Consider the following 26,078-nt stretch of genomic DNA (forward strand, 5'->3'; position numbering starts at 1 on the left):
CCCTCCGCCTGGAGGGAGCCGGGCATTTGTGCGTTCCGACCCCACCGGGTCGAGTGTCCGTGCCTCGCGGAGAGACACCGACACTGCCGCCTGAGTGTGTCTGTGTGGGCACTGAGCTGAACTCCGGTCGGACGGCGCCGCCCGCCAAGCACGCGGCCCGCTCCGCTTACCACCGGAATTGAGACCCGTCTGTGATCGCTGGCAGGTCTTCATGGTCAGCGCCGTGGTGAGGGCGCTCGGTCATCATCCGCCAGAGCCCTGCCGAAAGGGGCGGGCTCCTCACCAGCGAAAGGAGAGCTCGGTGCAGAACAGGGCGGATAGCGGAGACGGCAGCGCCAGCGACCAGTTCGGCGCATGGCTGGTCTCATTCCTTCCCCGCACGACGACCGAGTTGGAAGTCTGGGCAATCAGCGCGGTTGCCGTACTCGTCGCCGTGTGCGGAATCGGCTCACGACGTCTGGCTGCACAGAACAAGAAGCCACGCGCAGGCCTCGACGGAGTGGCTGACGCGTTCGGCGAGGGCCTCACCGTTGCTGTGGGTGGACTGGTCGAGGGGATCGGGCGGTTTCTCGCCGGACAGCAACTATGGGGAGAAGCCCTGAGTACCGCCACTTTCCTGCGGCCCGGCGTGGCACTTGACCGTGCGGCGGCCGTGAGGGAGCTCAACTCTGCGGCGAGTGGTCCCAAGACTGCGCGGGTCGACGCCGGCAGACTGGCCGCCTGGCATCAGTGGCCGGGCGCGGCGCGGTCGGCGGTCCGGCTAGGCGCGGTGATGGCCACCCTTGGGTACTTCGTCTCACCACTCTGGTCGGCTCTCGCGGCCGTCGTCTCCGTGGTTCTCGCATTGGTGGCGATCCGCTGCTGCCGTCGCCCCCGCACGGATGACGCGCAGACCTACGGCCCCGGTCTGTGGGCGGCCCTGGTCCAGCTGCTGCGCCTGTCCGCCGAGGACCAGGAGCGCGGGGAGGCCTATTGGTTGAACCTGTCCACCGACCTGTCCGGGGACGACTCGCGCGTCCTGGTCCGTCTGCCTCTGCAGTGGCTCGGCTCCGAGAAGGAACGCGCGAGCCTCGCGCACGCTGTGCACACTCGTTTGCCCGGCGAGTGGGCTGCCGCGTACTCCCAGAGGGGGCGCAACCCGTACGTGGAGTTCACACCGAAGCCCGTTCCGAAGCCGCGCCCGCAGTTGGCGCGCTCGGTGCCGTGGCAGTCGACCGGGGACCCCTTCAGGGTGTTCGTCGGGCAGGCCATTGAAGGTGACCGCATCGTCGATGTGGTGGTGTCCACCGAAACCGCCACCCCGCACTGGGGGGTGGCGGGCGACACCGGCTCTGGTAAGTCGACGATGCTCTACATTCCGGTGGTCCACGGCCGTCAGAACGGATGGGTTGTGGACATCCTCGACAACAAGTCCAACTCTATGATCGAGGCGGAAGGCTTCTCCGGGGCGCGGATCCATAAGACGACCCGGGCCTGCATGGGGGCGTTCGCTGAATTCATGACGTCGATGATCGCGGCAGAGAAGGCGCTGGGCCGTGACGGGGACCCGCAGCTGCGCGCCCTGCTGGTGCCGCGTCTCCTGGTGATCGACGAGCTGCCCACGCTGATCCGCATGGCGTACACGTGGTGGAAGCACGGCATCAGGCAGAAGGGTGCGCCGCCCTTCATCGACTGGTTCACCATCATTCTGATGATGGGGCGTTCCTCCGATCACCGTGTGGTTGTCGGTGGCCAGCAGTTCGACAACGTCCTCTTCGGCGGCACGATCGGCCGTAAGCAGATCGGGACGAAGTTCGTCATCGGTAAGCAGGACATGGTGAGCTGGGGGGTGGCGTTCGGGCAGAACGCGCCCCGCTTCGGGTACGACACCGACGTCAAGGGGCGCGGCGCCTACGCCGACAACAAGAGCGACCCCGACGGGGGCGACTACACGTGGGTGCGCGAGTTCCAGGCCGCCTACATCACCCCGGACGTGGAGGAGTTGCTGGCCGAGGCTCCCGACGCTCCGGCGTGGTTCGACGCGGGAGAGATGGCGCCGTGGATCACCCCCGGGGCGCTCGCCCAGGCGCAGGAGGAGGCGGCGGCTGCCGCGTTCCTGCCCGGCGGCAAGTTCGCACCGTTCACGCGGACCGTTGTCCCGGCGCGGAGGATCATGGGGGTTGTGGGGGGTGTTCCCAGGTCAGGAGCCGGGACAGTCGTCCTTGGTAAGTGCCCTGGGACAGCAGCCGGGACAGCCGAGCAGACTGCAGGTCTCGCCGTTGAACTGGCCGAGGACGCCGCCCTGCCTGCCACGTTCAGCCTCGCCGACGCGTGTAAGCGCGGCATTCTTCCGTGGCGGTACGAGACCGCCCGCAAGTACCTGCTGCAGCGCTCCAAGCGCAAGGGGATCGCCGTCCCCGAGGGCATCACGGACGGCCGGGTGACGTACTACACCGAGCCCGAGCTGACGGAATGGCTGACGGCCTGGAACGCGGTCAAAGCCGAGGCATAACCAGTGACTGGGCCCCGGCCTGCTCGGGCCGGGGCGCTTCGCCAACGGCAGCGTGCCGGTAGGGACGCTGACACCTGGTCACTGCGCCGAATGTCGCACGCGCGTGACATTGTGAATCCTGTTCAGTGTTGATGAAGAAGGGGCGGCAGTACGTGACTGCGGCTAAGGGCCAAACGCCGATTGTGCTCAGCCGGACCCACCGAATCCTGATCGGCGTGGTCGTCGCCGGTGCGGTGGTCATCGCCGGTATCGGCTTCGCGGGGTCGTACGCGGCCGTGCGCAAGCTCGCCGAACAGAAGGGCTTCGGCAGCTTCTCGGTGGTCTTCCCGATCGGCATCGACGCGGGCATCTGCGTCCTGCTGGCGCTCGATCTCCTCCTTACCTGGATCCGCATCCCCTTCCCGCTCCTGCGTCAGACGGCGTGGTTGCTGACGGCGGCGACGATCGCCTTCAACGGTGCGGCAGCTTGGCCTGATCCGCTGGGTGTGGGCATGCACGCCGTGATCCCGATCCTGTTCGTGGTCTGTGTCGAGGCGGCGCGGCACGCGGTGGGCCGGATCGCGGACATCACCGCGGACAAGCACATGGAGGGCGTACGCCTCACGCGCTGGCTCCTGTCTCCCGTGCCGACGTTCAAGCTGTGGCGGCGGATGAAGCTGTGGGAGCTGCGTTCGTACGAGCAGGTCATCAAGCTGGAGCAGGACCGCCTCATCTACCAGGCCCGCCTCCAGGCCCGCTTCGGCCGCAACTGGCGCCGCAAGGCCCCGGTGGAATCCCTGATGCCGCTGCGCCTGGCACGGTTCGGTGTGCCGCTGGCGGAGACCGCGCCCGCGGGGCTCGCGGCGGCGGGCATCAAGGACCCGGCGCAGCCGCCCGCCCTCCTTGCGGAAGATATGCCCGCGCTCGTCAGCCCCCCCGTGGATCAGGCCGAGCCCGAACCGGAGCACAGCAGCCACTGGTTTACCAACCCTCAGCACCAAGAGCCGAACGCACGGCAGGAGGCCGAGCCATCGCGCGAGGCCGAGGCGCCCACCGGGGAGGAGACCACGCAGCCGGGTGACGCCGCGCTGGGCTCCAATACGGATTGGCAACAGCCGGGGCCGGACGTCTTGCGTGAGTTGGAAGAGTTGGATGCGTTGAGAGAAGAAGAGCTCAGCCGCGCTCAGACCGGCCAGGTTGGTATGACCGGTGCGACGGCCGACCGCACCGGCGGCAGTGGACGGGTCGTCGTACAGATGAGACTCCCCGACCAGGGCGGCGAACCCGACCGCGAACCAGCGCATGAGGAACCCGAGTCTCCCCGCGAGGAGCGTGCCGGCGAGGACGGCGGAGCGGACGAGGAACAGCCCGAGGAGCCGACTGCGGCGAATCCGGACGATCTCAAGGGGATCGACCTGGTGGAGTGGCACTACCGGAACCTGCCTGAGCAGAGGCGGAAGATGTCGGCGAACGCGCTCGCGCCTCAGCTGGCCGACGTGACCGGCTACAAGGTCGGCACCGTCCGTAAGTACCTCGGAGCCATCAAGAGGCCCGTCGAGGCGTGAATTCCAACCCAGCCGAACGCCCCGGATTCCACCAGGAATCCGGGGCGTCTCCCGTTGGAACAGCCGCGACGTAATCGGTCGTCCGCAGCGATGACAGGAGGCGCACACCGCTCGTCGCTGCGGTGGCCATCGCCGCCCTCAGTCCGTGACCGGTCCACCGGCCACGACGGGGCAGCGTTGCACCGCCGCCCACGTGCCGCCCTTCCGGTCACCCCTTGGAAAACGCTCTGACCTGCATTTTTCCAACTCGTCGGCGTGCGTGATGTCGACGCAACCGGCCATGCATCGCTCGGCGGAGACGGCCCGTCGCCCCCGTCGCGTGTCCGTCATCGCGTCCGTCACCGCGCGAGTGGGACGGCGATGCAGTGCCCCGGACGGCACGAGCGCGCGCGTTGGAATGGGCAGGCTGGCCCCCCGTTGGAACGAGGGCCGTTGCGCGACGGCGGAGTCATCAGGGCGCGTTGGAACTGCGCATCGCCGCCGCTCGATGATCCCGGGGGTGGCCGCTCCGGTCGGCAGCGATGACCAACCGGGGGAGCGGCGTGCACCCGCTCGCGGCGTTCCCGCTCCCGACGTATCGGCCACGGCCCCGCCGTTCACGCCGGGGCCGTGTAGCGAGTTCCGAAGCGCACGAAGCGACGTCGACGACGAGCGCGCACGGCTGAGCGCCGGTATGCCTGCCGCCCCGCCGCCTGCGAGTGAAACCGCGCCCGGCCTGCGGTGGTGAGTGCGCTGAGCACCGCACTTACCACGACTAGGCGCACTTACCACGGCACTTACCACCAGGTCAGAGCCCGCTTACCACGGCAGGAGTTATGCCCTTGTGACGGATTTGGGCCACTGGTGGCAAGCGAGGCGGTAAGCGCCGCGACGAACAGTGATGGCACAACCTCCCCCAGCACCACGAGGAGCCATCCATGCCCGCCTCATCCCCGCGCCGAGAACGGCGAGGACAGAAGACGGAAGAGCCCGCCGCCAGTTCGCCGGCACGTACGCGCTCGCTGCCCATGCGCCGCACCGCACTGGTGCGCACGGCGGTGTGGGTCGCGGTGGCCGCCGGGCCGCTCGCTCTGATCGCCAGCTGCGCACGCCCCGACGCGGTCGTGCGCACCCAGCCCGCGCCGGTGACCCGAGCCGCCGACGAGAAGGTGCCCGCGGCCGACCCGGCGGGATTCGCGGAGCTGTTCCTCGACCTGTGGCTGCGCAGCGGCAGCGACGAGCAGAGCGCCGCGGCACAGCAGCTGCGCACGATGGCGCCGTCCATTCAGCCGCCCTCGTGGGGCAAGAGCGCCCCGGTGGCCGAGCGCCTGGCCACGGTGCGCCGTGTGCACCAGGGCGGCGCCGCATGGTCGGTCACCGTCGCCGTCCGCTTCAAGGCGCGCCAGACGGGTGCCGCGGAAGAGGCCGCCGTGCGGTACTTCGCGCTGCCGCTCGTCGTGAAGGACACCGGCAAGGGACCGGGCACCGCGCAGGGGTTCGTCGTACCCGCCGCCCCGATGGAGGTCGCGGCCCCTAAGGCGCTGGACGAGCCGGATTCGCCATACGGCACGCAACTGCGCGACGAGTCGGCCCTGGCCGTGACGGCGGGCGAGTTCCTGGGGGCCTATCTCGGCGCCGAGGAGGGCGCCGACCGCTACCTTGCGCCGGGCGTCACGCTGCCCGCGCTCGGCGGCTCCCCGTTCGAGGCCGTGCAGGTCGATGAGGTCCGCGCGCAGGAAAGCACGGACGGGGAAGCGGGCGCCGACGGTGCGCCGGTGCGGGTGCTCGTCCAGGCCACCGCACGCGATACGAGCGGCGGTGAGTGGCCGCTGTCCTACGCGCTGAACCTCACGGCCCGCGACGGCCGGTGGGAGGTCACTGCCCTGCAGTCCGGACTGGAAGACACCGGCCACACCAAGCCCAGCGGCACGCACGCCAGCCTCACCACCGCGCCGGGCACCGCCCGGCGTGCCACCCCCGCACAGGTCACCACCGTGGCCGCCGACGCCCGCACGGCAGGTTGGAAGGTCTCGCGATGAACATTGACTCCCTCGTCATGGCGGCTGAGTTCGAGGAGATGGGCGATCACCTTTTCGACCTGGGTACGGGATGGGCTGAGAAGGGCCTCGCCCTGGTCCTGCTCGGCATCGTCCTCGTCAAGATTTGCCAGAAGTTCTCAATGAAAGCCGGGATCGGCGCCCTCCTCGGCCTCATCATCGCCACCTCGATCTACAGCAGCCGAGAGGACATCTCCGGCTACTTCTCGAACGAAATCTCCGACTTCGGCGCCCCCCTGCCCGCCCCCGCGCCGCTGCACCCGGGCAGCACCACACCGCAGCACACTCCGGCCGGTGAGAGCGCATGAGCACTGCCACCGCGCCGGTGCGCATCGGCCGCACCTACACCCGCGCCCGCCGCTACCCGTGGGCCCTGGGAAAGGTGGGCGACTGGACGCTGCCGCTCGGCCCGTACACCCCCGCGCAGCTGACCATCGCGGCGGGCGGCGTCTTCGTGTTGGTCAAGACGTTCTCTCTGTGGTCGCCGCTGGGCCCGCTGCCAGTGGTTGGCCTCGGGTTCCTGGTGTGGGGCGTGCGCGCAACCCGGATGGGTGGCCGGTCCCCGCTGTGGGTCGCCTACGGGTGGCTGCAGTTCGCCCTGCAGCCCCAGGCCGGTCGGATCGGCGGGCACACCGTACGCCCGCGCCGTCCGCACTCGATGCACGGCAGCCTCCTCGTCGAGGAGACCGTGCGCTCGGCCCCCGCCACCGAGGAGGCCGCTGGCCCGGCCCGCGCCCCCAAGCCGCGCCGCAATCCGCGCGCACCCGGGACGTCGACATGGCGTCGAAACCGGCGCCGCTCGACAACCCCGCCCACCGCGCCCGCCGCACGGCCCGCACTGACGCCACTTCAGCAACTGCTCCAGGAGAAGCGAGAGGTACAGCGATGAAACTCGCGATCCGCCACATCGTCGACAACATCGTGTGGTCGACCACCGGCACCGTCTCGGCGATCTGGGCCATCACTCCCCAGGGCGGGCGCTACATGAACGAGCGCACCCGCGAGGAACTGCAGAACCGCGTCACCTCTCTGGTGCGGTCCCTGCCCGGCGCCGCACGGCTCTATGGTCTGTGTGCCCGCGTCGACCCGGGCGAAGTCGTGGCGCGCACGGTCGCCGGGGTCGACTACAAGCGGCACCCGCACTGGGCCGAGGTCGCCGATGCCCAGCTGCGGCTGCTGGCGGGCGAAGACCTGGCCTCGCCGGTGGAGATGCACCGGCGCACCCTGTGGCTGTCCGTCCCGCTGGAAACCGGCGGGCGTCGCGCGGAGTTGTCCGCCGCCTTCGCCTCGGCGTGGTCGGAACTGGCCGCCACGCTGGGTCTGCCCCCCGCGCCGGTACCCGCCCACGAGGTGGACGAGTACCAGCAACGTGCCCGACAGCTGGCGGCGGAGTTCGGCGGCGGCCTTGAGCTGCGCCCGGCCCGTCCGGCAGAGGTCGTATGGATGCACCAGCACGCCATCGCCCGCGGTCTGGACGAGCCGCTGCTGGGCGAGTCTGAGCGGTCGGGGATGCGCGGCAGTCATCTGGTCAGCGGCATCCTGCGGGCACCCGCGCACGCGGACCTCGGCCACGTTCGGCTACTGGAAGGCGGGCAGGAAGACCCCGCCCGCACCCCGGGGCCGAAGCCTGCCCGTACGCGCTCCAAGCGGGGCAAGACCCTTAAGGGGGGTGTGGTCGGCCGCCGGTGGCTGCAGGTGGAATCCGAAGCGGGCTGTTCGTATCAGGCCCAACTGGCGTTGGCGGAGATGCCGCGCAAGTTCTCCGCGGCGAGCGGCGATTTCCTCGCGCAGCTGGACCGGCTGCCCTTCGGCGTGGACTGGGTGACCGACCTCAAGACGGTGCCCACCGAGAAGGTCCTTGAAGAGGTCACCAAGAAAAAGAGAGACCTCGTCGACCAGGCCGAGCAGTACGCCGCACAGCGCGACACCGGACTGCCCGAAGCCATACACGATGCCGCCGAGGACCTCGGCGACCTCGGAGCGCGCGCGGCGCGCACCAGCGTCGAGGTCGAGGTCCAGTCCATCACCGTGATGACCGTCTGGGGTGACACCCCCGAGGAGTGCGACCGACGTGCCGGCGCCCTGCAAGCACGACTGCGCGGGGCGAACTACCGCCTGGTGCGCCCCGTCGGCGGCCAGGAGGAACTGTTCACCCTCACCCTGCCCGCCACGGCCACACCGCCGGTGACGCGCCAGTACACCCAAAACCACCTGGGCGAGGACTGGGCGATGCACGGCGCCGTCACGGGACACAGCTTCGGCGACCCCACCGGCGCAATGATCGGCTTCTCGCAGGACGTCGGCACCGTTACCCCCACGCTGCTCGACATCGCCAACGCGCCCGCACAGAACGCGTCCGCGTCGTTCGCCATCGCCGGGGACCTGGGCGGCGGCAAATCCTTCATGCTCAAGCAAATTGCGTCCTCGATCGTCGACCGCGGCGGGCGCGTGATCGCGATCGACCGCACCAAGTCCCGCGAATGGGCGCGCTTCGCCAAGAGCGCCGCCCAAGGCCGCTGCCAGGTCGTGGACGCGGCGAAAGCGCAGCTCTCCATTGACCCGCTGCGCGTCTTCTCCGATCCGGCCGTGGGCGCCCGCTACGCGCTCAGCTACCTCACCGTCCAGCTCGGCGTAGGACCGATGACCGAGAACGGGGCTCTGCTCAAGGCCGCGGTGACACAGGCCGCCGAGTCCTCGTTCCGGTGCATGGCGCAGGTGGTCATCGCCCTGGAGGAGATGGCCCAGGGCGAGGGGCCCCGCGCCCAACGGGCGGCCTCCCTGGTCGAGTGGCTGCAGGTCGCTGCCGATGAACCGCTCGCCGCAGCCGTGTTCGACCCCGAGCTGCCGCCGCTGGACCTGGCGTCGGGCATGTCCAGCGACTTCGTGGTCATCACCACCACCGGCCTCACCCTGCCTCCCCGGGAGGCGGTGACCGACCCGGAGTTGATGCGCAATCAGCCGCTGGAGGCGCTGATCGGCCGCGCCGTGCTGTACCTGATCGCCGCGATCACCCGCGAAACCGCGTTCACCGACCCCCGGTTCACGCTGATTCCCCTCGATGAGGCGTACTGGCTCACCTCCTCCACCGAGGGGCAGGCCCTGGTCGACGAGATCGTCTATGACGGCCGCAAGCACGGCGCGGGCGTGGGACTGGGCTGTCACGACGTGCGGGAGCTGGGCACCAGCACCGCCCGCGGACTGCTCGCCTACCGCTTCCTCTCCCGCACGGCCGACCCGGTACTTGCCGCGCGCGGCCTGGAATGGCTCGGACTGCCCGGCGATGACGACGAGTTGGTCCGCATGGTCACCAACGACCTGAGTCCGTTCGGCAAGGCGGAGAGGGCGGGCGAGATCCTCGGCCGCGACCCGCGCATGCAGATCGGACGGTTCAAGGTCCTGGTGCCGCGCGTCCAGCGGGTGATGGCGGAAATCTTCACCACCCCCACTGACAGCACAGCGAACCCCGAAGCCGCCGCCATGCCCGCCGGGAGCACGCGATGAGTGACACCTTTTCTCGCCCCGCGCGCCGCGTCACGCTCGCCCTGGCCGTCCTCCTGGCCGCGGCCAGCTTCGTGACCGGCCTCGTCCTGGGCCCCGGCGTTCTTGAGGTCTGGTGGCCCAGGACCGGCGACGCCTTCGCGGCCACGGCCACAACCCAGCACGCCGTCACGGTCACGGACTCGCCCGACGACCCCTGTGACTTGATCGTCGGCCCGGTCAAAGAGCACTGCCAGCGAGTGCACACCACACCCCCGCCCTCCTCCCCGGGCGACGGCCTCACCCGCACCAGCGTGCTCCTGCTCATCCCCGCCGCGCTCGGCGTCGCCGTCCTGCTGCGCCAGCCCCGGAGGCACCCATGAAACCCGGCAGCCGCACCCGGTGGACACCGGCCGGGACCGTCGCCGCACTGACCGTGTTCCTCCTGGTGGTCAGCAGCGTTCCGTCCTTCGCCGCAGACGGCGGCTCCTCGTCCGGGGAGCTGCTCGACCCGCTCAACGTCAAGACGCCCGAGGGCGTGCCGATCGACCGTTACGAGTTCACCACCGGTGGCTCCGGCGGCGTCATCGCAAGCGTGCAGTCCTTCCTTACCTCCGGCATCTTCGCCCTCTCGCGCACGATCACCGGCTTCACCTGCTGGCTCGTCGACTGGGTGTATGCGTTTCCGCTGTTGGACAAGCTCGCCGGTCCCGCCCAGGACATTTCCGACGCCTACCAGACGGAAATCATCGGCCCCCTCGGGATCGCGGGAATCTTCCTGGCGTGGGCGTTTGTCTTCGGCCTGGTCCTGATCATGCGAGGGAGGGTCGCCCGCGGCGCGGGGGAAATCCTGCTCACCCTGATGATCGCCGCACTCGCCGCCACCACGTTCGTCCGTCCGGCGATGCTGCTCGGCTACGACGGACCGCTGCAGCAGACCCAGCGAGCCGCGTTGGAGGCGGCCACCATCACCGCCAACGGCGGCGACAAGGCCAAGGGCGCCGACCCGTGCGACATGATCGCCGGGGCCGCGCAGAACGCCTGCCGCCAGGCCAACGCCGAGGACGCCAGCAGCGGCGGCAAGTCGGCCAAGGACAAGAAGGCATGCGATGCGATCGCCGGGCCTGCCAAGCAAGTCTGTCTGACCGGTGAACGCAAGCCGATCGCCGCGGACGTCTCCAAGCCGATCACACGCACCCTGACCACCACGCTCGTGGTCCAGCCGTACATGCTCCTGCAGTACGGCCGGATCATCGAGAAGGACAGTCCGCTCTACAAGCCGCACAAGGACAGGATCAGCCCGCCCAAGCCGGGCAGCGCCGGTGACAAGTGCGACCACATCAAGGGCCCCGCCAATAAGTACTGCCAAAAGGGACAGGGCAAATTCGGCACGGTGGACGCGATGGAGAAGAAGGGGGAGGAGGGGGAGGCCGTTGCCGCATACATGAACGAGATGTCCTGGTCACGCGTTTTCGGCGCAGTCATGGTCCTGATCGCCTCACTGATCATCGGCGCAGTCATCATCTCCATGGCCTTCGCCATGCTTGCCGCGCAGTTCGGGTGCGTCGTCGCCTCTGTCGTCGCTCTCGGGGTTCTCGCCTGGGCGTTGCTGCCCGGACCCAACCGGGCCGCGCTGTGGAAGTGGCTGGGCATCTACGCCTCGGCCGCGATCGTCCTGTTCGGCGTCTCCGTCTTCATCCCGCTGTTCGGTGTCGCCGCCCAAGCGCTCCTGACCGACAACAGCACTCCTATGCTCGAACGCCTCTTCATGCTGGACGGCTTGGCTATCACCGCACTCGCCCTGCACCGCAAGATGCTGCGCAGCGGTGATGGGATGGGGCGCCGGTTCGCGCAGCGCATGCGCTTCGCGAAGATCGGCGGCAGCCACATGATGGGCGAGCAGGCCGCCGCCACCGCCTCCGCGATCTCTTCCCTCGGCTACGGCGGCAGCGCCGGAGCGGGCGGCTCTTCCGCGCACCTCAGCTTCATGAACCGGCACGCCGGACTCGCCGCCAGCATGAACGCGTTGAGCGACCCCACCGGCATGCCCGGCCACCCCGGCGCGTTCCTCGCCGAAGCCCGCGCCGAGGGCCGCCGCGCCTTCGCGCCCGTGCAGCTCGGCCTGCGCGCCGCGCACACCGCACTGATCGGCCCGCCCCGCGCGCACCAGAAGACGAGCCCGGTGGGCCCGGACGGAAAGCCGCAGCCGACCGTCATCGACGGCCGCACTGGGAAAGTGATCAGCGGCGGCGGGCAGGGCGGCATCCACCCCATCGGCACGCGCCTCGAAGCGGGCCTCAAGCGCACGCGTGGCGGCCGGGTCCTGGTGGGCACCAGCAAGGCGGCGTACTACAGCACCGTCGGCCTGCCGGCCACGTGGACCCGGGTCCGCCGCGCCAAGAGCCAACTGACCGACGACATCAGCCAGGAAGTCGGTCGCCAGGGAGCCCACTACGGCAACGTTGCCGCCAAGTGGAAGGCCGATTCCCGCGCCGGACTGGATGACATCACCAGTCCCGTACGCCGCACCTACGAGGCCGTGGCCCAGCCCATCCAGAACGCCACCCGGCTGCACGACTGGCAAGACACCTGGCTCGACGACACCGGCAGGCCCCGATACTTCGGCGGCCCCGCCACCCCGGAAGGCCACGTGCCTGACGACGTCTGGATGCCCACCTTCCCGTGGGAGCCGGGCGCGGGGGAGGAGCCCGGCCCTCTCTTCGAGGCGCCGCGGCGCGAAGGTACAGGCGAGAGTGAGCGTCGCGAGGGCGTACCCACCTGGGACGAAATCGTCTTCGGCCGTCCCCGGGATCCAGATGGACGGGGTGACGCATGAAGCGGTTCGGATGCGTCACCATCCTGCTCGGCCTGCTGCTCTGCCCGGTCATGCTCGTGTTCGTCATGATCGCCCGCGAGCCGACCACGCCCGCGATGGAGACCGTCGGCAAGGTGTCCGGCATCCCCCAGCGGATGCTCGCCGCCTATCAGAACGCGGCATCCCTCCTGCCGGACGAGGTACCCAAGTGCAAGGGCATGCGATGGTCGATCTTGGCGGGGATCGCCAAGATCGAGTCCAACCATGCGGGTGGCAGGAAGGTCGCGGCCAACGGCGACATCCGCCCGAGGATCCTGGGAGTCGTGCTCAACGGGTCAGGGGCTGGCGGGAACACGAGCGTCTTTCAGGACACCGACGGCGGCAAATGGGATGGCACGGCCGACGCCGAGCGGGCGGTGGGACCCTTCCAGTTCCTGCCCGCGACCTGGCAGGGCAGCGGCCGTGACGCCAATGGTGACGGAGCCAAGGACCCCCACAACGCGGACGACGCCGCCCTGGGCGCCGCGGTCTACCTCTGCGGCAAAGGGCGCAACCTCACCGACCGGAGCCAGCTCAAGGCCGCGATCTTTCAGTACAACCACAGTGACGCCTATGTGGCCGACGTCCTTGGACACATCGACCGGTACAGCCAACTCGGCAACGGCACAATTCAGATTGACCAAGACGCCACGGGCGATGCCCGCACCGTCATCAAGGCCGCACTCGGCGAGAAGGGCACCCCCTACTCCTGGGGCGGCGGCACCGCCAAGGGCCCCAGCCCCGGCATCTGCTGCACCCCAAGCGGCAAATCCGGCGCGGCCATCACCGGCTACGACTGCTCAGGACTGACCACCTACGCCTTCGCCCAGGTCGGCATCAACCTGCCACGCACCGCAGCCGCCCAGGCCAAGAGCGGCAAACGCATCCCCGCCAGCCGAGGCGTCGGCGCCCTCAACCCCGGCGACCTGGTGTTCTTCGCCGCGAACGGCGGAGGGATCTACCACGTCGGCATCTACCTCGGCGGCGGACAGATGGTCAACGCCGCCAAGCCCGGAACCCACGTGCGGACCGAACAGATCTGGGATCACGGCTACGCCGGAGGTGCCCGCCTCCTATGAACACCAACTCCTCGACCCGGAAGCCCACTTACGTCCTGCCGCTCCTGGCCGGTGCCGCCTGCGTACTGCTCGGCCTCGCCCTCCTCCGCCCGGACACCGCACCACGGACAGGCGACGTCGCCAACAACAAAGCCCCGGCCACCACAGCCACGCCCCACCCCACGCGTGCGACAGCATCGAGCACCCCGGCCGCCGAGCACTCCCCGAAGCCCAGCAAGGAACCCACCAGAACCGTGCAGCCGTCCACGGACGCAATGGTTCCCGGAGATGGCCCCGCCGGTGACTACGCCGTCCAGCAGCTGCTAGACCGCGCCTCGCCCGCCGACCTGCCCCGCGCACAGGAGAAGGAACTCGTCACCCTCGCCTCCCGGATCTGGCGGGCCGAGACCACAGGAAGGGACCGCGGTCAGTGGCCCAAGTACTTCGGGGATCAGGCACTGCGCGCGCCATACCAAGACGTCCGCATCCAGGCCGGGATCGCTCGCACAGCGAGCGGCGACACAGACCGCGTGCGCGTCCGGCTCGTCTGGGCCGGCACCGATCCCTCGGGGCGAGAAGAGGACGGGCGGAGCGCCCAGGTGCTCCTCGAACTCCACAGCGGCGACTGGGAGCCCACGAGATGACGACGGAACACCCACTGTCGCGAGATCGAGGCCGCGAAGTCACATACGCATAGAGCAACTTGTCGACCTTTGTGATTCGTTGTGACCTAAAACGCCCCGAGTTGCGAACCTTTAAATTCCGATAGCCGTTGGGAAGTTGTAAGGCATATGCGTAGCCTCTTCGCTACAGATTGCATCACCGCAGCTTGACCATGCTGCGCAGGCGCCCAGCGCCCAGCGCTACGCCTACACAAGCCGCTTGTTCACAACACAGACATACGGGGAGGCACCGTGAAGCCCGCTGAACGACTGACGGAATATGCCGCTGTTCGCTTCCGAAATCGGACGGTGGCGGCAGGTGTCGCCTTCTGCGCCGCGGTGACTCTGACGGCATGCGGCTCCTCGGACAACAGTGACGAAGGCAAGGCCCCCGAGACGAGCCCGTCGGCGTCATCGTCTAGCCCTTCAGCGACAAGCGAGCCCTCGTTGAGTTCGCGCGAGGTAGCCGAGAAGGCTGTAACGGACGCGTACGCCCGGATGTGGGATGAGCAGGTTAAGGCCTACGCCAAGGCGGATCCCAAGGGCACCAAGCTGTCGACATACAGCGCTGCGTTGGCTTGGGCTCAGACGAAGAACGACCTCAAGGGCCTCAAGGAGAAGGGCATCGTCACGACAGGCGAGCCCACCCATGAGGTCAAGGTGACCGGCATCAAGCTGGACAAGAAGGTTCCTTCGGCAGAACTGACCGACTGCGTGGACACCAGCAACTGGAAGTTCGTCTACCGCAAGTCCGGCAAGGCCGTAGCGATGCCTGAGGACAGGCTCAAGAGCTACGTGACGGAGATCCAGGCCGAGAAGTGGGGGAAGCAGTGGAAGATCGTTGTCGAAAAGCCGCAGGACCGCGCCTGCTGAGTACGGCTATCGGCGCCGTGAGCGTACTGACTCTTCTGCCTGCTGTGGCCGTGGCCCAGCCCGTTTCTAGCGGCTGCACCAGCACAAGTATCAGGATCCGGTGTGAGGCCACGACAGATGAAACGCCAGCAAGAGAGTTGCCCGGCTCCTCCGGCAAGGGGCAGGGGAAGTCTCGTGGAGGCGGCGGCAAGCCTTCGAAATGCACAGTGGAGCGCATGGAGGAGCAGCCTCCTCCCGGCAGCCAGTGGTACCAGGGTGAAGGCAAGACCGCGTATACCCGAACCTGCAAGACCGCGGAGGGTGAGAACGCTCCGACTATTGGGTTTGGAGTCGCTGAGGGCGAAGCCCCGCCACAGATTGACCCTGCTGTCGTTGCGCAGACGGCCGTCGACAAGATGAAGCTCGTTGGCCCTGACGTTGCCAGTCCACGCGCGGCAGGGAAGTACGTGGTGGGGGTGCCGCTGTGGCTGTGGGTGCACCAGTCGCCGACCACGTACGGGCCGAACACAGCGTCGGCCACGGCAGGCGGCGTGACGGTCACCGCGACGGCGAAGGTGAAGAAGATCGTTTGGCGGTTGGGGGACGGCGCCACGGAGACGTGCACTGGGCCCGGGACGCCTTACAAGAAGTCGTACGGCATGACGGACTCGCCGAGCTGCGGCCACCGCTACACCAAGACTTCTGCGAAGGCCCCCGGCGGGAAGTTCGAGTTGAACGCGACGTCGACGTGGGCCATCGACTGGCAGGTCACCGGTGGCGGCGGTGAAGCGGGGGAGTTGACCGAGGTCCGTGAGACGCAGGTTCAGGTGGCGGTCGGCGAAGTCCAGGTCGTCGGATAGCGCCCCTTCGGAGGGATGAACGTGAGCAAGACAAAGGAACGCGCCGCCGGGCCCGCAGTGGCCGGCATCCCGGCGCAAGGGCAGCCGTCCGGTCCCGTCGCACCGCCGCGGGTGTCCGCACGTCGGCGCAGGCCGGGTGTGATCGCGTTGTCGCTGGCGCTGATCGCTGCCGGTGGAGCGGGCGTTGTGGTGCTGGTGATGCAGGCCGGGCACCGTACGCAGGTTGTGACGGTGACACGTGACGTGCAGGTCGGTGAGGTCCTGACCGAGGCGGATCTGGGGCAGGCGTCCATCGCTCTGGACCCGGCGGTCAAAGCGGTCAAGGCCTCGGACCTCGACTCGATCGTGGGCAAGCGGGCCGCGGTGGAGCTGCGGCCGGGCTCGCTGCTCAATCGCTCACAGGTGACGTCCCGGTCCCTGGTCAATGCCGGTGAGCAGCTGGTGCCGATCGGGCTGAAGCCCGAGCAGGTCCCTGCCACAGCACTGGTTCCGGGGCAGAAGCTGAGCCTGAAGCACGTTGCCGCTCAGGGCGAAGAGGCAGCGGACGCGAAGGAGTCGCAGACGCCCGAGTCGATCGCGGCCCGCGTGGTGAAGGCGGGCAAGGCCGCACCCGGTACCGGTGTGGTGGTGGTCGACGTCGCGACGCAGGCCGCGGACGCGTCGCGTCTGGCCGCGTGGGTGTCGGCGGACAGCGTGCGTCTGGTGATCGATGCGCCGGGCGGCAAGAAGTGAGCGTGATCGCGCTGGCGGGATGCAGCGGTTCGCCGGGGGTGACGACGAGCGCGCTGGCGCTGTTGCTGTCCTGGCCGCTGCAGCCGGGCCGCAAGATGGTGCTCGCCGAGTGCGACCCGGACGGTGGTGCTGTGCTGTACGGGCTGCTGCAGGGCAGCCTGGGCGACCGCTACGGGTTGCGGAACCTGTCGGTCGCCTCACGCAAGGGCGAGATGGTCGAGGCGTTCTGGCGGCAGCTGATCGATGTGAGCGCCGAGGACGGAAAGCAGGAGACCCGTGACCGCCTGGTTCTTCCCGGCGTGACCAACCCCGCCCAGTCGGCCGGTCTCGGCCCGGCGTGGGAGGACCTGGCCCGCTTGTTCTCCGGTATCGGCGAGCAGCCCGCGCAAGCCCACGACGTTTTGATCGACCTGGGCCGCAACGGGGCCTTTGGCCCCTCGGCGGTGCTCGCGCAGCGCGCGGACGCCCTGCTGGTCGTCGTCCGCAATACGGTCCGTAGCTTGCAGGCGGCGCAGACCCGCATTGAGGCACTGGAGGAACGCGTCGGGAACGTGGGGATCTTGATGATCGACGAGGGCCCCAATCCCGCGGGAGAGGTGCAGCGGGTGCTGCGTGCCCCGGTGGTGGCCACGCTGCCCTACGCGCCGCGCGAAGCCCGAGTCCTCTCCGACGGGGCGGAGCAGCCCCGCAATTTCACGAGAACGTCCCTGATGAAGGCCGCCCGCTCGGCGTGCACGGTCCTGGAGCAGCGGGCCGCGTTGCGCCGCGCCCGGCTGGCACCCCGGTTCGCCGGGCCGCCCGGACTGGAGGAGAACAATGCGCGCTAGGCCGGTGCACACTGACCCGACAGTGCGCCCCCAAGTCAACGGCCAGCCTCTCAGCGCCCGTTGGGCGAACGGTCGCCCTGCAGACCGCGCCTCGTCCGGGACTCAGGTGCCGGCGCCCGGCGCGGGGGTGCCGCGCGCGCTGGTAGATCAGAAGGTGGCCCAGCAGATTAAGGCGCTGGTCGCCAGGAAGCGCGAGGAGTTGCTCAAGAGCGAGCCGACGCTGGACAAGGCGAGCGAGGAGCAGCGCTGTCTGGGCTGGATCAATGACGAGGTGGCGCTGTGGTCGAGTGCCGCGGCTGCCGAGCGCGGGGTGAGTCCGACCGCGGTCGAGGACGATGCGCTGCGGCGCGCGGTGTATGACTTGTTGTTCCGTGCGGGTCGTCTGCAGCCTTACCTGGACGACCCGCGGGTCGAGGACATTTTCATCAATGGCCCTGACGAGGTGTGGCTCGATTACGGGGACGGGGAGCGTCAGCGGGTCGGTGCGATCGCGGACTCCGAGGAGGAGCTCCTGGAGCTCCTGCGCGAGCTGGCCCGCGACTCCGGGCACGGAGAGCGGACCATCTCGACGGCTAACCCGCTGCTGGCCCTGTCGTTGAAAGACGGGTCGCGGCTGCAGGCCATCACGGATGTCAGCCCTACTACGTACGCGGTGATCCGCCGCCACCGAGTTCGGAGCGCGGACCTGGAGGGCATGGTCGAGCTCGGCACCATTGACCCGATCCTGGTCGAATTCCTGCGGGCATGTGTGAAGGCCGAGAAAAACGTGATCATCGCCGGGAAGCAGAAGGCGGGTAAGACCTCCCTGCTGCGCTCACTGCTCAAGGAGCTCGACCCGGGTGAGCGATTCGCCACGATCCAGACCGAGGACGAGCTGTTCGCCCACGAGGACGGATACCACAGCCAAGCTCTCTCGCTCGTTGCTCGCGAGGGCAACGGCGAGGTGAGCGCCAGCGGGCGCAGTGCCGGTGAGGTGACGCTGCTTGACCTGATGCACCCCGCGCTGCGTATGTCGCTGGAGCGGATGGTCGTCGGCGAGGTGCGTGGTCCGGAAGTCGTGGCCATGATGCAGGCGTTGACCAACGGTGCGGGCGGCAACCTGTGCACCATCCATGCCCGGCGTCCCGACATCGTCTTTGACCGGATCGCCGAGCTGTATGCCCTGACCCAGCCCAACCTGTCCGAGCGGCTCGCCTACCGGCAGATCGCCAACGGCCTGGACTTCATCGTGTTCGTCTCCATGATCGACGAGACGAAGATCGGGGGACGGCGTCACCGATTCGTTTCCCACATCGTGGAGATCACGGGCGTCGCCGAGAGCGGTCGCCCGGCGACCAACGACATCTTCGCCCCCAACCGCACGGTTGGCGAGGAGCGGGCGGTCCCCACCGGCACGCACCCCGAGTGCATCGACGAGCTGCGCCGCGTGGGCTTCAACTCCGAGCTGCTGCAGCACTCCTATGGGGCGTGGGCGCAGCCGTTGCCGCTGAAGGTGGTGAGCAGCGCATGACGTTGGTGTGGGCGCTGGTGTCCGGCATGGTGACGGCGGGCGGTCTGGCGGCTCTCGTGTGGGGTGTGGTCGGTACCACCGAGCCAAAGCAGGATTCGCGCGCCGGATGGCGGCTGCGGCAGGGCGTGAGTGCGTGGCAGGCCGGTACGCAGGAGTCGCAGATGCGGCGGCGCACCCAGGCCGGTGCCGCCGTGGTGCTGTGGCTGGTCATCTGGCTCCTCTCCGGGAATTTCACGGCTGCTTTGTTGATCGGTGTGGCCGTCATCGGCGTGCCGTGGCTGCTGTCTCCGGCGCAGGCGGCCAAGGTGCGCATCGGACAGCTGGAGGGCCTGAGTGAGTGGACCCAGCGGCTGGCCGGGCTGCTGCGGTTGGGCATGGGTTTGGAACAGGCGATGATCACCAGCCGGAAGGGGGCGCCGGAGGAGCTCGCCGAGCAGATCGGCACGCTCGCGGACCGGCTGCATATGGGCTGGCGTCCGGATGAGGCGCTGCGGGCGTTCGGCGACGAGCTCGATGACATCACCGCTGACAAGGTCGTGGCGGCGCTGATTCTGTCGGTTTCTGACCGTGGGCCCGGCCTGGCGCAGGCGTTGGAGGACTTGGCGGGCACGGTGCGCTCGGAGGTGGCGGGCAAGCGGGACACGGAAGCGGACCGCGAGAAGCCGCGCACCACGATGCGGTGGATGGTCATCATCACCCTCGGGGTGATCGTGGCCGGGTTCTTCGTGCCGTCCTACACGGCCCCGTACTCCACGCTGCTGGGTCAGTTGGTGCTGGGGATGCTCACGGTCGGGTTCATCGGGACGCTGGCGCTCATGCGGCACTTGGCCCACTACCGGCGTATTCCGCGGTTCCTCACCCGTGACCCGCGCAGCACGGTGCGGCTGCCCGCAACGGTCACGACACCCGATCACGTCACCGAGATGGCGGGTGCCCGATGAACATCATGCCCATGGTGCTTACGGGCGCTGCCGTCGGCGGCGGGCTCGCGCTGCTCACGCGTGAACTGCTGCGCCCGCAGCCCGCCCTGGCGGTGGCTCTGCAGCGCACCGAGCAGAGCAGTCTGGCCGGTCTGCCCGAGCCGGTCCTGGACCGTGACGAGGTGTGGGGGCGCTGGCTGCTGGCCCGCCTGGGACGGCTGCCGGGCGTGCGCATCCCCACGCAGAACCTGGCCCTGCTGGGGCAGGGGCCGGGCCGCTTCATGCTGCAGAAGGCAGCGCTGGCCGCCTCGGGGCTGCTGTGCCCCGTCGTGGTCTCGATCCCCTGGATCCTGGCGGGCGTCTCGCTCCCGTTCTACGTCCCGGCCGTGTTCGGGCTGATCGTTGCGGGGCTGCTGTGGATCACCCCGGACCTGTCGGTACGTGACAAGGCCAAGCGGGCGCGGGAGGAGTTCGCGCACGCTATGGCGGCCTATCTCGAACTCGTCGCCCTGAAGCGGGCATCGGATGCCGGCCCCACCACGGCCCTGGAAAAGGCGGCAGAGGTGGGCCGCGGCTGGCCCTTCGTCTATGTCCAGGGCGCACTGATGCGGGCCCGCCTGGAGAAGATCCCCCCGTGGCAGGCGCTCACGAACCTCAAAGAGGAGTACGACCTGCCGGTCCTGGGGGACCTGGCGGAGATGATGCGCGGCTCCTCGACCGATGGGGCCGCCGTCTACAAGCAACTGCGGGCCCGTAGCGCCGCGCTCAACCCCGAACTGCTGGCCGCTCAGGCGACCGAGGCGAACGCCGCGAGCGAGAAGATGACCGCCCCCGGGGCGCTCCTCGCGGTGCAGGTGATGCTGCTGATGGCGTTCCCCGCAGTGATCCGCATGCTGACCACTTGATCGAAAGACGTTGGAGCTGACATCCATGAAGTACACCGCCCACCGCACCTACCGTCTCGTCCGCGAGCTTGGCGCCCGCCTGGAGGAGGCGCAGAAGCGCCCGGAGCGCGGCGACATCAGCATCACCACGGTCATCATCTGGGTGGCTTCCGTGACTGGCGCGCTTGTCATCGCCGGGACGATTGCGGTGATCGTCGCCAAGTACAACGGCAAGCTGAACGGCATCTGATGCAGCGGCGCATACCACTCCCCACCGCTCGGGGAAGCGGCCCGATGTGGCGGGATGACCGGGGGGATTCCTCCATCCAGATGGCGATCATCTTTCCGTTCGTGCTGCTCGTCGCGATCGCCGTCATCCAGGCCTCGATGTGGTACTTCGCCCGCGAGATCGCGCTCACCGCCGCCCGCGAGGGATTGAGCGCGGCCCGTTCCTACCAGGCCGGGCCCGGTGACGGTGCGCAGCGTGCCCGAGAAGTGCTCTCCCGTACTGCTGGCGACAGTCTCATGGGCTCCAGCGTGGCGGCGGGCAGCACCGGCGAGCGGGTGCGCGTTCAGGTGTCGGGTACGGCGCAGTCGATGCTGCCGGGCGTGCCCGGCCTGCGCATCACCCAGTCCGCATCCGGTCCGGTCGAGCGCTGGACCGTCCCAGGGGAGTGAAATCGGTGTTCTGCAGGGCCCGTTCCGCGCCCCGTGACGCGGGCAGCGTCGCCGTTGAGGCGTCCATCGTGCTACCCGCGCTCCTGGTCTTTGTCTGCCTGGCGATCGCGGGGGGCCGCCTGGTCATGTCCGGATCCAAGATCGACGCGGCGGCGCAGGACGCGGCGCGCGAGGCCTCCATCCACCGCACCGCGGCCGACGCCCAGGGCGCAGCCCGCACGGCGGCGACGGAGTCCCTGGACGATCAGGGCATCTCCTGCGCCAGCACCAGCGTGACCGTGAACACCGGCGGGCTGAACGTGCCGATCGGTCAGGTGGCCACCGTCTCCGCGACGGTGCGCTGCACCGTCAACCTGTCGGACCTTCTACTGCCCGGCGCCCCCGGGGCCCGCACCTTGGAGGCAACAGCCACATCAGTTGTTGATCAGTACAGGCAGAGGGGGCAGGGCTGAGATGACACGTCCCCGGTTGCGGCCTGCAGCATCCCGGTTTGACGACCGCGGCGGCATCACCGTCTTCGTGGCGGTCTGCGTGATCGCGCTGCTCGGCATTATCGGCCTGGCCATCGACGGCGGCGGCAAGATGCGCGCCACTGAGAGCGCAGATTTCATCGCCACCGAGGCCGCACGCGCAGGCGGACAGGCCATCGACCCGGCCCAGGCCGTGCCCGGCGAGGCCATCACCGTGGACCCGCAAGCCGCCCAGGCCGCCGCACAGGCCTACCTGAGCTCCGCGGGCATCGCCGGAACCGCCATCGTCTCCGCCGACGGCAAGACGCTGACCGTCACCACGAACGACAGCTACGCCACCAAATTCCTGTCCGTCGCGGGCATCGGCTCGATGGCCGTGACCGGGCACGGGGAGGCCACCCTCCTGCACGGCGTCACCACACCCGAAGGACCGTGATGCGCACCAACGCCGCACCCACCGGCCCAGGCCGCACCCTCGCCGCGGTGCTGCGTGCCCTGGCCAGCCTCGCCGTCCTGGCCGCTGCCATCGCAGGCCTGCCGCTGCTGCTCGTGAAGGTCACCCCGGTCGTGTGGGAGACCAGTCACGATGATCTGTCCCATCTGCTGGACCGGCAGGACACCGGCGGCGCCTTCCTCCTGGTACTCGTCGCGGTGGCGTGGCTCGGGTGGGCTCAATTCACGTTCTGCACCCTGCGGGAGATCCCGGCCCAACTCCGCGGCCGCGAATGGCGGGCACCGCGCGGGCTGGGATCCTCCCAACGGCTGGCGGCCGTCCTGGTCGGCAGCATCCTGGTCCTCCTGCCCACCAGCACCGCCCTGGCCAGCCCCGCCAACGCCGTCCCGCCCGTCGCCGCGAGCCACCAAGCTCAACAGGCCCCGCAGACACCCCAGCCGATGCCCGCGGCCCGTGCCGCAACCACTGTGGACGACGGGGCACCCACGTACACCGTCCGGGACGTGCGCCCGGCCGAGAGCCTGTGGAGCATCGCCGAGAAGGAGCTCGGCGACGGTGAACGCTGGCGCGACATCGCCCAGCTGAACAACGGCCGCACCATGGTCGACGGCAGCGCCTTCCACGCCAGCACGTTCCTGCAGCCGGGTTGGCAGCTGCGCATGCCCGAGACCACCGCCGAGCACGCCAACACCCCGGCCCCGCAGCAGGAGGCGCGCAGCGTCACCGTTACGCCCGGCGGCACCATGTGGGGCATCGCCGAGAAGGAACTGGGCGACGGCGCCGAATACCCGAGGATCTTCGAGGAGAACCGCAACGCCCCGCAGTCCGACGGAGCCACCCTTACCGACCCCGACGAGCTCCGCGCGGGCTGGAAGCTCACGATCCCCCAGCCCGCCGCTCCCACTGAACCGGACAAGCCCTCCGACACCGCGAAGCCGGACGCGAAGGCACCCGGCGGCAGCAACGACGAGGCCGACCCGGAGCAGGGGCCCGGCGCTGCTGACTCCAGCCGACCGGACCAGGACCGCGAGAAGCCGGACACCGCGCAGCCGCCGAAGGACGACAGGGATCAGGGGAGCGATCGCGAGGAGCACGTGCCGCCTGCAGCACCGAAGCCGTCGGCGAAGCCGAAGGAACCGGCCGCGTCGCCATCGGCACCCACCGCGAAGCCTGCCAACCCCTCGCCGTCACAGCCGTCACAGCCGAGCGTTCCCGAACGGGAGCCTGCGGCGTCCGCCGATTCGGACGAGTCGGAGGTCGGCGTACGCGAAGTCGCCGGGATCGGCCTGCTCCTGGCGGGCTGCCTGCTCGCCGCGCTCGGCGTCAAACGACTGCTGCAGCGCCGCCGCCGCAAGCCGGGCGAGACCATCGCCATGCCCGCCGAGGGCGTCCGACTTGAGCAGGTACTGGAGGCAAGCGCCGAACCGGGCAGCGTCGACCTCCTCGACCGCGCGCTGCGGACCCTGGGCCATCACGCCGCCCGCCAGAACCTGGACCTGCCCGCCGTGCGCGGCGCGAGGGTCACCGCCCGCACCGTGGAGCTCCTACTCGATACCGAGGCCGCCGAGCCCCTCGCCCCGTTCACGGCGGCAGCTGACGGCCGCTGGAAGCTCGACGAGACGCACCCACTGCTGACCTCGACCGAGGCCCACGACACCCCGGCCCCCTACCCGGGCCTGGTCACCCTCGGCACCGAGCCCGACGGCAGCCAGATGCTGCTCAACCTGCCCGCCGTGCGCTGCCTGTTGCTCGACGGAGACGACGAGGATGTCCGCGACACCGCCCGCGTCATCGCCCTGGAAGCCGCCACCAGCGCATGGTGTGACCACGCCGAGATCCTCACCGTCGGCCTGGGCAGCGAACTGCCCGCCCTACTGCCCCAAGGGCGCATGCGCGTCGTCCCGCACCTGCGCGCCGCACAGAGCGAGCTCGGCGAGCTCCTCCTGGACTACCACCAACAGACGCAGGACGACGAACAGCCCGATCCGCTGCCGTGGCTGCTGATCTGTGCAGCCGAGGCCACCCCGCACGACGCCCAGCACCTGGCCGACGCCCTCGCCACGGCCCGAGACCTTCCCGTCGCCCTGGTGCTCCCCGCCAAGGGGGCACGCGGCGCCTTCCCCGATGCCGAATGCCTAACGGCTGGTGCGGAGGCCCCCCAGCGTCTCGACGCCCTTGATAGCGACGTGATCGCGCGGGGGTCGTTGACGCAGGAGGAGTACCGCGAATTTCTTGAGGTTCTGCACACGGCCGAGGAACCGGCACGCGCCGCCGAGGGTTCATGGCAGCTCGTGCCGCCCGGCCCGCTCGATGCGCGGGACTCGTCGAGTGGCCGCTCCCCGGCGGGCGCCTTCGCAGGACTGACAGTCGTACCTCAGGCGCCGTTCACGGCGCTGAGCGCAGCGGCCGACGCCACTACCTCACCCAGCTCCGTACAGGTCTTCACCCCCGGCGCCCCGCAGGAGAACCCGGCCGATGCCGCCGGCACTCTGCCAGCCACTCCGCGGAATCTCGCCACGCCCACGGCGGAGGGCACCGAGCCGGACACTGAAGACCCCACGGACCTCGACCCCGACGCCCCGGAAATCCAGATCCTCGGTCCGGTCACCGTCACCGGTATCCAGGCCAGCGGCCACGGCTTCAAACTTGCCCTGCTCGCCGCACTCCTGCACTTCAAGCCCGACGGCTGCACCATCGACACCGCGCGCGAAGCGATGGACCCCCGTAGCCCCTGGTCCAAGCAGACGCTGCAGGTTCGTATCTCCGAGTTGCGGAACCGATTGGGCGCCGACGCGGACGGAAACCTCTACCTCCCCAAGGGCCGCACCGGCACGTACCGGTTGTCACCCAAGGTCCGGTCCGACTGGGACCGATTCCAGCAGCTCGCCAAGCGCGGACTCGCCAAGGGCCCCACCACCGGAATTGCCGACCTGGAGACTGCCCTCGGCCTCGTCCGCGGCCGACCGTTCGACGGCGCCGACCTCACATGGGCCGCCGCCCGCATACAGGAAATACTGGTCCGCGTGACCGATGTTGCCCACACCCTGGCGACCTGGCACAGCACCGCGCCCCGCCCCGACCTGGACGCCGCCCGCCGCGCCGTACGCATCGGGCTGGACATCGACGACAGCGCCGAGTTGCTCTATCAGGACTGGATGCTCATCGAGGACAAGGCAGCCAACCACCGGGGCGTGCGCACCGCGTACGAGACGCTCAGAGGTGTGAACCAGCGTCTTGACGTGGGGATGGAGCCAGAGACAGAACAGGTATACGACGAGATCATGAGCAGCCGCAGCGCGTAGAGGACGGATGCGGTAGCCGCCACAATGATGAGCTCTACGGGGGGATGAGATGACAGATATTTGGGTGCTCGGGCCGAGCTCTCGCTTCGCTGACGAGTCGACGCTCGTCCGCACTGACGACATCACCGATCTGGCTACAGACGGCAATGGAGTCACCGCAACTCTGCGGTCTCAAAAGACGCTCCACATCGTTCACCAGGACCATGCGCCGGGCAAAGAACTCCACAGCACGGTGCCGCCCGTGCCGGGCACCTTTCACATCGCGTTGCTGGTGAAGATCAGCAAGGTACGGCAGAAGCTGAACGACGGCGACGAGGACCAAATCCTCATGGCAGACCTCGACGATGACGGGGCATGGGACTGGGGAGGCCCCTACCCCGTCTCAGACCTGGCGTAAGTTCCAGCGCGAGACCTGATCACGTGGTGCTGCACGGTACTGCGCACAGAGAGGGCCCGGCCGCCTGGCC

Annotated in this window: 23 protein-coding genes; all 23 read left to right on the forward strand. The window is 69.2% G+C overall.

What is annotated here, in order from left to right; translation table 11 throughout:
• Positions 1 to 301 precede the first annotated feature (301 nt).
• The 23 genes from ACFQ7F_RS34640 (at position 302) to ACFQ7F_RS34750 (ending at position 26,008) form a co-directional block, all read left to right on the forward strand.
• The gene (locus ACFQ7F_RS34640) at positions 302 to 2,491 is read left to right on the forward strand and encodes a type IV secretory system conjugative DNA transfer family protein (RefSeq protein ID WP_383279450.1); all 2,190 of its coding nucleotides are present in this window, start codon (positions 302 to 304) and stop codon (positions 2,489 to 2,491) included.
• 131 nt (positions 2,492 to 2,622) lie between these two features.
• On the forward strand, positions 2,623 to 4,035 hold the full coding sequence (locus ACFQ7F_RS34645; RefSeq protein WP_383279453.1) for a DUF2637 domain-containing protein: 1,413 nt from the start codon (positions 2,623 to 2,625) through the stop codon (positions 4,033 to 4,035).
• 917 nt (positions 4,036 to 4,952) lie between these two features.
• Positions 4,953 to 6,053, forward strand: a complete 1,101-nt coding sequence (locus tag ACFQ7F_RS34650; protein WP_383279455.1) for a conjugal transfer protein — start codon at positions 4,953 to 4,955, stop codon at positions 6,051 to 6,053.
• Positions 6,050 to 6,379 carry a hypothetical protein gene (locus ACFQ7F_RS34655; RefSeq protein WP_383279458.1) on the forward strand — a complete coding sequence of 110 codons (330 nt, stop codon included), beginning with the start codon at positions 6,050 to 6,052 and terminating at the stop codon, positions 6,377 to 6,379. The genes ACFQ7F_RS34650 and ACFQ7F_RS34655 overlap by 4 nt, the downstream gene beginning before the upstream one ends.
• On the forward strand, positions 6,376 to 6,960 hold the full coding sequence (locus ACFQ7F_RS34660; protein WP_383279461.1) for a hypothetical protein: 585 nt from the start codon (positions 6,376 to 6,378) through the stop codon (positions 6,958 to 6,960). Before ACFQ7F_RS34655 ends, ACFQ7F_RS34660 begins: the two co-directional genes overlap by 4 nt.
• A complete protein-coding gene (locus ACFQ7F_RS34665) occupies positions 6,957 to 9,572 on the forward strand; it encodes an ATP-binding protein (RefSeq protein WP_383279464.1) in 2,616 nt (871 codons plus the stop codon). The genes ACFQ7F_RS34660 and ACFQ7F_RS34665 overlap by 4 nt, the downstream gene beginning before the upstream one ends.
• Positions 9,569 to 9,931: a hypothetical protein gene (locus ACFQ7F_RS34670; RefSeq protein ID WP_383279467.1), complete on the forward strand. Its 363-nt coding sequence runs from the start codon at positions 9,569 to 9,571 to the stop codon at positions 9,929 to 9,931. Before ACFQ7F_RS34665 ends, ACFQ7F_RS34670 begins: the two co-directional genes overlap by 4 nt.
• The gene (locus ACFQ7F_RS34675; protein ID WP_383279470.1) at positions 9,928 to 12,384 is read left to right on the forward strand and encodes a hypothetical protein; all 2,457 of its coding nucleotides are present in this window, start codon (positions 9,928 to 9,930) and stop codon (positions 12,382 to 12,384) included. The genes ACFQ7F_RS34670 and ACFQ7F_RS34675 overlap by 4 nt, the downstream gene beginning before the upstream one ends.
• A complete protein-coding gene (locus tag ACFQ7F_RS34680; RefSeq protein ID WP_383279473.1) occupies positions 12,381 to 13,481 on the forward strand; it encodes an NlpC/P60 family protein in 1,101 nt (366 codons plus the stop codon). The genes ACFQ7F_RS34675 and ACFQ7F_RS34680 overlap by 4 nt, the downstream gene beginning before the upstream one ends.
• Positions 13,478 to 14,104: a hypothetical protein gene (locus ACFQ7F_RS34685; protein ID WP_383279476.1), complete on the forward strand. Its 627-nt coding sequence runs from the start codon at positions 13,478 to 13,480 to the stop codon at positions 14,102 to 14,104. Before ACFQ7F_RS34680 ends, ACFQ7F_RS34685 begins: the two co-directional genes overlap by 4 nt.
• A gap of 270 nt (positions 14,105 to 14,374) precedes the next feature.
• Positions 14,375 to 14,995, forward strand: a complete 621-nt coding sequence (locus tag ACFQ7F_RS34690) for a hypothetical protein (RefSeq protein WP_383279479.1) — start codon at positions 14,375 to 14,377, stop codon at positions 14,993 to 14,995.
• Between the two features lie 449 nt (positions 14,996 to 15,444).
• Entirely contained in the window at positions 15,445 to 15,834 is a 390-nt protein-coding gene (locus ACFQ7F_RS34695) for an ATP/GTP-binding protein (protein WP_383279482.1), read from the forward strand.
• A gap of 21 nt (positions 15,835 to 15,855) precedes the next feature.
• On the forward strand, positions 15,856 to 16,566 hold the full coding sequence (locus ACFQ7F_RS34700) for an SAF domain-containing protein (protein WP_383279485.1): 711 nt from the start codon (positions 15,856 to 15,858) through the stop codon (positions 16,564 to 16,566).
• Complete coding sequence (locus ACFQ7F_RS34705; RefSeq protein WP_383279488.1) at positions 16,563 to 17,393, forward strand: hypothetical protein; 831 nt, start codon at positions 16,563 to 16,565, stop codon at positions 17,391 to 17,393. The genes ACFQ7F_RS34700 and ACFQ7F_RS34705 overlap by 4 nt, the downstream gene beginning before the upstream one ends.
• Positions 17,383 to 18,903 carry a CpaF family protein gene (locus ACFQ7F_RS34710; protein ID WP_383279491.1) on the forward strand — a complete coding sequence of 507 codons (1,521 nt, stop codon included), beginning with the start codon at positions 17,383 to 17,385 and terminating at the stop codon, positions 18,901 to 18,903. Before ACFQ7F_RS34705 ends, ACFQ7F_RS34710 begins: the two co-directional genes overlap by 11 nt.
• Positions 18,900 to 19,844, forward strand: coding sequence for a type II secretion system F family protein (locus tag ACFQ7F_RS34715; protein WP_383279493.1), 945 nt, complete (start codon positions 18,900 to 18,902; stop codon positions 19,842 to 19,844). Before ACFQ7F_RS34710 ends, ACFQ7F_RS34715 begins: the two co-directional genes overlap by 4 nt.
• Positions 19,841 to 20,728, forward strand: a complete 888-nt coding sequence (locus ACFQ7F_RS34720) for a hypothetical protein (RefSeq protein ID WP_383279496.1) — start codon at positions 19,841 to 19,843, stop codon at positions 20,726 to 20,728. The genes ACFQ7F_RS34715 and ACFQ7F_RS34720 overlap by 4 nt, the downstream gene beginning before the upstream one ends.
• Positions 20,729 to 20,753: 25 nt before the next feature.
• Positions 20,754 to 20,957, forward strand: a complete 204-nt coding sequence (locus ACFQ7F_RS34725) for a hypothetical protein (protein ID WP_383279499.1) — start codon at positions 20,754 to 20,756, stop codon at positions 20,955 to 20,957.
• Positions 20,958 to 21,037: 80 nt separating this feature from the next.
• Positions 21,038 to 21,385: a TadE family protein gene (locus tag ACFQ7F_RS34730; RefSeq protein WP_383279502.1), complete on the forward strand. Its 348-nt coding sequence runs from the start codon at positions 21,038 to 21,040 to the stop codon at positions 21,383 to 21,385.
• Between the two features lie 5 nt (positions 21,386 to 21,390).
• Positions 21,391 to 21,837, forward strand: a complete 447-nt coding sequence (locus ACFQ7F_RS34735; protein WP_383279505.1) for a TadE family protein — start codon at positions 21,391 to 21,393, stop codon at positions 21,835 to 21,837.
• A gap of 1 nt (position 21,838) precedes the next feature.
• On the forward strand, positions 21,839 to 22,291 hold the full coding sequence (locus ACFQ7F_RS34740; RefSeq protein ID WP_383279508.1) for a TadE/TadG family type IV pilus assembly protein: 453 nt from the start codon (positions 21,839 to 21,841) through the stop codon (positions 22,289 to 22,291).
• A complete protein-coding gene (locus ACFQ7F_RS34745; RefSeq protein WP_383279511.1) occupies positions 22,291 to 25,611 on the forward strand; it encodes a hypothetical protein in 3,321 nt (1,106 codons plus the stop codon). The genes ACFQ7F_RS34740 and ACFQ7F_RS34745 overlap by 1 nt, the downstream gene beginning before the upstream one ends.
• Positions 25,612 to 25,660: 49 nt before the next feature.
• On the forward strand, positions 25,661 to 26,008 hold the full coding sequence (locus ACFQ7F_RS34750; protein ID WP_383279513.1) for a hypothetical protein: 348 nt from the start codon (positions 25,661 to 25,663) through the stop codon (positions 26,006 to 26,008).
• Positions 26,009 to 26,078 lie beyond the last annotated feature (70 nt).

This window comes from Streptomyces sp. NPDC056486 (assembly GCF_042795295.1).
In the GTDB taxonomy this organism is placed as follows: domain Bacteria; phylum Actinomycetota; class Actinomycetes; order Streptomycetales; family Streptomycetaceae; genus Streptomyces.